The sequence below is a fragment of the Zymomonas sp. genome (genome assembly GCF_020216885.1).
In the GTDB taxonomy this organism is placed as follows: Bacteria; Pseudomonadota; Alphaproteobacteria; order Sphingomonadales; family Sphingomonadaceae; genus Zymomonas.
This window is the reverse complement of the sequence record NZ_JAIWON010000150.1, coordinates 1-6,846: the sequence shown is the minus strand read 5'-3', so window position 1 is coordinate 6,846 and position 6,846 is coordinate 1. Positions and strand designations below refer to the sequence as shown.

The following is a 6,846-nucleotide window of genomic DNA, read 5'->3' as shown; positions in this document are numbered from 1 at the left end:
ATCATTTTATTATTTAAATTGGAAGGCTTTAAAAAAGATATTTTGTCAGACTATTGTTCTTATTAATTTTTTTCTAAAAAAAATAATTTTATTTTTTTAAAGAAATAAAAAAAGTATATATATGTTATATACAGGATATTTTTGAAATATAGATATCACCTTTTTGGAGAAGGTGATATCTCCATGTCAGCTATCCAAAGCAAGAATAGAATAATAACAAAATATTTCTTTGGATTTGAAAATATTATTTTGACGATTTTCCTCGAATTTTGGCGACAGCTTCCTTTAAGGCATCATATCCGGCAACACCGGAGAAGACTTTGTCTCCAATAATAAAGGCTGGCGTGCCGGTTAGACCCAATTCTCTCGCTAGTAGAATATTTTTGGTAATCTCTTGCGTGATGGCCGGATCGCTACCCTGTTTGGCGACTTCTTGAGGATTGAGTCCTAAAGATTTGACGATATCAGCGACGACTTCGGGTGAAAGATGCTTGCTGTTATAAATCTGGTGATGAAATTCACTGAATTTAGAACTGTTTTTTGCAATAGCTAAGGCTGTGCGGGCAGCAATCTCGCTGTCGGGTCCCAAGATCGGCAATTGCCGTATCACTAGACGGATATCTTTATCTTCGGATAAAAGGCGGTTGAGATCGCCATTAGCTTTACGACAAAAACCGCAGGCATAGTCCGAAAATTCGACAATCGTCACGCGGCCTTTTTCTGCGCCATCCCATGCGCCAGCAAAAGGTGTTTCCAAAGCCGTTCTATTTTGTGAAACCAGCTTATCGGTTTCTCGTTGCTGTAGGGCTTCCATGGCTTGGGGAATAACTTCGGGATGTTCCATGAGATAGTCCCGAACGGGTTCGTCCGATTTTCCTGATATCAAATGGCTTGATAACAAATAGCCCAGCACGACAACGCTACCACCGATGGCTCCGGCCAGAGCAGAACAAAGGCAACTTTTTTTATGACAGCTTTTATTTTCCACTCTTAGCTCTTCGGTTGGCTTCGGCATATCGGGCATATTAGGCGGTTCCTTTTTAGGGTTAAGTCGGTTATTTTTTCTTCTTGCTAGCCAGTGCCTGACGGGCAGTCGTCGCAATATCGTTAGCACGTCGCCATTCGGCGCTATTCGGATCAAGTCCTTTTAGCGCCATATCCGCCGCATCCATCGCTAGAGTGGTTTGACCACTAAGGCTGTAACGTTCAGCCGTTGCCAAATTCATATGGGCAACATCGCCTTCGCGGTCATAGATGCTGCCAAGGACAAACCATGCAAGCGGATTATCTTCTTCCCGATCAACGGCAACTGTCAGCACTTTTTTAGCTTCAGCATAATGGGAAGAATCCTCTGTTGCCATCAAGGCATGGCCAAAGGAGGCCGCAATAAGCGGCGACTGTGATATTTCGGTTGCCTCTCTATAGGGTTCCAAGGCTTCATCTGGATGACCGGATTCGAGTAGAATTTGACCTTTCAATTCTAGAAAATAGGGGTCTTTAGGAATCAGTTTGAGTAGTTTTTCAACTTCATCCATTGATTGTTTGAAATAGGACAATCGATGAAAAGCATAAGCCCGAGCGTAAAGATCGGGAATATTGTGGGCATCGTCCGGATATTCTTTCAGCACTTCGTTCGGATCAGCAAGATAGCCGGTTAATTTGGCTCTGACCCGAAGGAAGCTCTGCTGCAACTGGGGATCAATGGGACGGTTCCATGCCGGAAGATTCTCAAGATCACCTCGAAGCATCATTTCACGATCTGCCGTCATAGGATGGTCGCTGGCAAAACTACCATCGGAATCGGCCGGCATCGAACGATATTCTATTTTGCGAATTTTTCCGAAAAATTCCAGCAGACCGCGGCCAGAGATATCAGCTCTTTTTAAAAATTTGACGGCGGCAGCATCGGCACTGGCTTCTTGTGTACGGGTGAAGGCGAGGTAATGCTGCACCGCGACCTGACTACCGATCCCGCCCAGCATAGTACCGATAGCGCCAGCCGCCGGAACGATGGCAGAAAGCGGCACCAAAACCGCTTGTAAAATCATCGCTGCGACACTGATGCGTCCTGCTTCTTTAATGCCGCTTGAGTTGATAACATGCCCTGCAGTCACATGCCCTAATTCATGAGCGACAACACCTTGAATCTGGTTAATGTTATCAGCGGCCATGATTGTGCCAGAATTGATAAAGACCATCTGCCCACCGGCAACAAAGGCATTGATTTCAGAATCATTGACGATCAGGATTTTGACATCCCGTAATCCAGTAGCCGCGACCAAGGGTGCCAATGCCTTTTTTAAAAGAGCATCGCTCTCGGCATCTTGAAGAATTTCCTGTGCAAAGGCGGCTGACTGAATCAACGTAAAGCTGATCATCAAACAAGAGATGAAGAGCCAAAAACGGCGTATCATGAAAAAACGAAAACCCTGATAGCTAAAGAACGGACTCTACACCCAGATATAAGCGCTTATTTATAAGATAACGACCGGAATGGATAAAAGTTTGATAAATATTTTTTATAAATTATGAAGCACTCTTTTTAATTTTTAAAATTAAATATTGAATATCCATATTTTTGATTTTTTATCACATTTTTAAGTCCTTAAATCGAAATATTCTTTATATTCTGGTTTAGTACGAATTATCTTTTTGGAATTTTTTCTATATTTATTGTTTTTTCTTGTTCTAGAAAACAAAAAGAGCAGGGTTTTTATGCCCTGCTCTTTCTTTATACTATGGGAATATTTTTATTCCCCAAATGTCCGCTGCCACCAACCACGGCGAGGGGCTGGCTTTTCAGCTTCTTCCTTGCTGTTGGAGATGGGAGCCGTATCAGAATCTTTGGGGGGTTCTGATTTGACGGCCTTGTCATCGGTCTTTTCAACCGTCTTGGTTTCAGCCTTGGCGACGACTGGGGTTTCGCTTTCGGGCGCAGCCTTTTTAGCGGCGGCTTTTGCTGTAGTGGCCTTGGTCGTTCTCGTCCGTCTCGTTGCCGGACGTTTTGGCTTGGTTTCGGCTTCAGCTTTGCTGTCTTCTGACTCCTCGACGTTGTCAGCGGCTTTGGGTTCCGCTTTTTTACGGCGGGTAGTCGTTGTCCGTTTTCTGACCCGCTTTGGTTTTGCCTCTTCTACCGTTTCGGGTTCACTAGAAGCGACGACCACTGCTTCGGCGTCGGCGATTGGTTTTTCTGCAATCGGTTCTTCGCTCTTTACCTCTACAACCGCTGTTTCAGCCGGAGGTATTTCTTCCTGAAGAACATTGGCCGGTGCCTGATAGCTTTCGCTTTCTACTTTAGGCGAGCGAGCGCGAGGGCGACGTCTTGTCCGACTGCTGCGGGCAGTTTTGTTTTCAGCTTCGCTAGCCTCTTCTGTTGGGGGGCTTTTTTCGATAGCTTTTTCTACCGGCAGAGCTTCGCCTTCATAGCTTTCCTTGATGGAGCTATCGTCATCAAGCGATGCCGATTCTGAGGCCTCCGAAGAAAGCATTAAAGGTTTTTCGGCAAAATTTTCACCATTGCGCCGACGACCGCCTCGTCTGCCCCGCCGACTGCGACGATTGCGACGGCTATGTTCGCTGTCTTCTTCTTGGCTGGCCTCTTCTTCTGTATTCAGGAAAGCCTGTGCAGCCTCTTTCGGCTCCATACGCTGGTTATCCTGAATCGCTACTTCGGCATTATAAGACGAATTGCGACGAGCCATATTCTGACGATGATTCCGACGGAAGGGGGCTTCGATGACCTCTTCAGCTTCGATCTCTTCGATCTCTGGCTCTTCCTCATAATCGTCGATTTCGTCTGGTGAGGAGGTGGGCAAAGGCGGTGGTAACATCAGGCCATGGCTGGGAGGTGGCCCTGCCGATTCTACCGATATCTGATTATTGCCACGCAGAGGATCGCCGTCGATCAGGATCGTCACCCCATAAAGGGTTTCGATGCTGCCCAATTCTTTCCGCTTTTTGTTGAGGACATAAATAGCAGAATCAAGCGAAGTCAGAACGTGAATCTGGCTGCCATTGCCGCGTGAGGCTTCATCCTCGATCATCCGCAAGGCCATTAAACCCGCAGAAGGCGTGGTCAGCATCAATCCCGATCCCTGACAATGCGGGCAGGGGACAGTCGAGGCTTCAAGCATACCCGTTCTTAAGCGCTGGCGGCTCATTTCCATTAGGCCGAAGCTGGAAATATGGCCGACCTGAATACGGGCGCGGTCATGTTTCAAGGCATCTTTCATGGCCTTTTCAACCCGACGGATATTGGCGCTTGATTCCATGTCAATGAAGTCAATGACAATCAATCCGGCCATATCGCGGAGGCGAAGCTGTCTTGCGATTTCGGCAGCCGCTTCGAGATTGGTTGCGGTGGCTGTCTGCTCAATATTATGTTCCCGTGTGGAACGGCCAGAGTTGATATCAATCGAAACTAAGGCTTCCGTGGGATTGATAACCAGATAACCACCCGATTTAAGTTGAACAATCGGCTGATACATGGCGTTAAGCTGCGCTTCTACCCCGAAACGCTGAAATAGGGGTGCTGGATCAGCATAAGGTCGCACTTTGCGGACATGGCTGGGCATCAACAGCTTCATGAAATTCCGTGCTGCCCGATAACCATCATCGCCTTCAACCAGAATTTCATCAATTTCGCGGTTGTAGATGTCACGGATGGCTCGTTTTACAAGGTCGCTATCACCATAGATGAGCGCCGGAGCCTGTGAATGAAGCGTTTTTTCGCGAATTTCATCCCATAAGCGGGCAAGATAATCGAAATCCCGTTTGATTTCGGTTTTGGTGCGTTGCAGGCCAGCCGTTCTGACAATGCAGCCCATCGAGCTTGGCAGATTTAATTCTGCCATGATGGACTTTAATCTTTTCCGATCGGCGAGGTTGGAAATCTTGCGAGAGATACCGCCGCCATTGCTGGTATTTGGCATCAAGACGCAATAGCGACCGGCTAAAGAAAGATAGGTCGTGAGAGCGGCACCTTTGTTACCGCGTTCTTCTTTGACAACCTGAACCAGCAAAACCTGCCGCCGCCGGATAACATCCTGTATCCGGTAGTGATGCCGTCCAAAATGCCGCCGCCGACTTCTTAAATTTTCGAGGCTGTCATCATTGGCATCGTTGCGGATAGCTTCGGAATCAGAAGAATCTTCGCCCTCTTCATCATCTTCACTTTCTTGCTGCCTTTTATGGCGTGCAGAATATTCTTCTTCCTCACGAAGAAGGGCTTCGCGGTCTTCGCGGGGAATTTGATAATAATCAGGGTGGATTTCCGAAAAAGCCAAAAAGCCCTGACGGTTGCCGCCATAATCGACAAAAGCTGCCTGTAAGGAAGGTTCGACGCGGGTGACCTTGGCCAGATAAATATTGCCTTTTAATTGGCGACGGTCAGCCGATTCAAAATCAAATTCTTCGATACGGTTCCCTTTGATGACGGCAACCCGGGTTTCTTCCCTGTGGCGGGCGTCAATCAACATTTTAGTAAGAGTCATTCAAAAATCTCCGTCGCGCTGCACAATTCTTTTCGGACAAAGGGCGCGCGAGTAATAATAAAATTATCTAAAATAGAGTCGTCATCTGAGAAACAGGATCCAGCGCCGACCTGAGAGGTCAGCCATGAACAACAGCACTGAAAGGCCGCGCGGCTAGTATCGGCGCTGTTATAAGCGCGGAAGGTCTTAGCTGCAGCGGGCCCTGCCTTATCGGAATGGGGCAGGCTTAAAACAGCGGCGTGCATCGATGCTTTCGATCCGGAAACACAAATAGATATCATTCAATAAAGTAGTCACAGCGAGAGGCAGAAGCGATTCCGTTTTTTGAACCAAATTTTTTCTGTTCTCTTCATTGATTCGCTACCATCGCTTTCTGTTGGACGCAATGGTTACTGTTCAACTTGTGGGATGAGCTTATCCTTTATGGGGGAAAATATAAATATCAATAGCTTGCGCTCTAAAAATGTTTTTTTAAAAATGAGCGTTTTTCTGGCTGGTCACAGTCCTTCTAACAAGGGTAATCGGTTAAAATGGCGTATCCGAAAAGAAAAAAGACCCTTTTTTACAGAGAGGGATCTGTAACTGTTAAATATCTAAAAGGCATGGCTGAGGGTTTTAAGCTGAAATTTTTGAAAAAAAAGCCTTTTGGTTCGATTATCTTTTTTTTGTTTTTCGTATCTCATGACTCTTGGGCTGCAGTTGTGCCGATGGCAAAAGCGGTTCGGATACCCATCGCACGTGAATCTGGTTATGCCCCATCAATGCCTCGCATCTATGGGGCGCGGGTTTCCGGTCGGCCTTTAGTCTTGATTGATCCCGGTCATGGGGGACATGACCCCGGCTCTTCCTCTCGCGATGGACGACTGCGAGAAAAAGAAGTGACTTTGGCGATTGGCCTTGCCATTCGGGATGCCCTTATCCGGTCGGGACGAGTTCGGGTAGCCTTAACGCGCGAAGATGACCGTTTTTTGCCTTTGGTGACCCGAAGAGAAATCGGACGGCGGATGAATGCCGATCTCTTTATTTCTATTCATGCGGACAGTGCGGCTGTCGGGAACCCGCATGGGGCGACCATTTATACTTTGTCGGAAGTCGCTTCGGACAAGATTGCAGCGCGCTTAGCGGCTAGAGAAAATCAGGCCGATATTTCGGGTTCAAGAGAATTGAGAAATCAGAATAGTGACGTAAAATCTATTCTTTATGATCTGACTCGTCGCGAGACGATGAATGCTTCTGTGTCTTTTGCGTCGCTTTTACAAAGAGAATTGCAGGATAGAATCCCTTTTCGTAGTCATTACCATCGCTTTGCGGGATTTGTCGTTTTAAAAGCACCGGATGTGCCTTCTGTTCTTAT

At 46.8% G+C, this 6,846-nt stretch carries 5 protein-coding genes; 1 reads left to right on the top strand and 4 read right to left on the bottom strand.

The window, feature by feature from the left end; all coding sequences use genetic code 11:
- Nucleotides 1–244: 244 nt before the first annotated feature.
- The 4 genes from LDL18_RS08205 to LDL18_RS08190 form a co-directional block, all read right to left on the bottom strand.
- Entirely contained in the window at nt 245–1,024 is a 780-nt protein-coding gene (locus LDL18_RS08205; RefSeq protein WP_296508577.1) for a DsbA family protein, read from the bottom strand.
- 31 nt (nt 1,025–1,055) lie between these two features.
- Nucleotides 1,056–2,414 (bottom strand): M48 family metalloprotease, encoded by a 1,359-nt coding sequence (locus tag LDL18_RS08200; RefSeq protein ID WP_296508574.1) that lies wholly within the window; start codon nt 2,412–2,414, stop codon nt 1,056–1,058.
- A 336-nt stretch (nt 2,415–2,750) separates the two neighbouring features.
- Entirely contained in the window at nt 2,751–5,492 is a 2,742-nt protein-coding gene (locus tag LDL18_RS08195) for a ribonuclease E/G (protein ID WP_296508572.1), read from the bottom strand.
- Nucleotides 5,489–5,737 carry a hypothetical protein gene (locus LDL18_RS08190; protein WP_296508569.1) on the bottom strand — a complete coding sequence of 83 codons (249 nt, stop codon included), beginning with the start codon at nt 5,735–5,737 and terminating at the stop codon, nt 5,489–5,491. Before LDL18_RS08190 ends, LDL18_RS08195 begins: the two co-directional genes overlap by 4 nt.
- Nucleotides 5,738–6,022: 285 nt before the next feature.
- On the opposite strand from LDL18_RS08190, the gene LDL18_RS08185 reads away from it, so the two are divergent.
- On the top strand, nt 6,023–6,846 hold an 824-nt coding region (locus tag LDL18_RS08185), incomplete at its 3' end, for an N-acetylmuramoyl-L-alanine amidase (protein WP_296508567.1).

Coding starts and splice junctions, on each gene's coding strand:
- LDL18_RS08200 (WP_296508574.1), bottom strand. CDS start 2,414: ATGATACGCCGTTTTTGGCTCTTCATCTCTTGTTTGATGATCAGCTTT.
- LDL18_RS08190 (WP_296508569.1), bottom strand. CDS start 5,737: ATGCACGCCGCTGTTTTAAGCCTGCCCCATTCCGATAAGGCAGGGCCC.
- LDL18_RS08205 (WP_296508577.1), bottom strand. CDS start 1,024: ATGCCCGATATGCCGAAGCCAACCGAAGAGCTAAGAGTGGAAAATAAA.
- LDL18_RS08195 (WP_296508572.1), bottom strand. CDS start 5,492: ATGACTCTTACTAAAATGTTGATTGACGCCCGCCACAGGGAAGAAACC.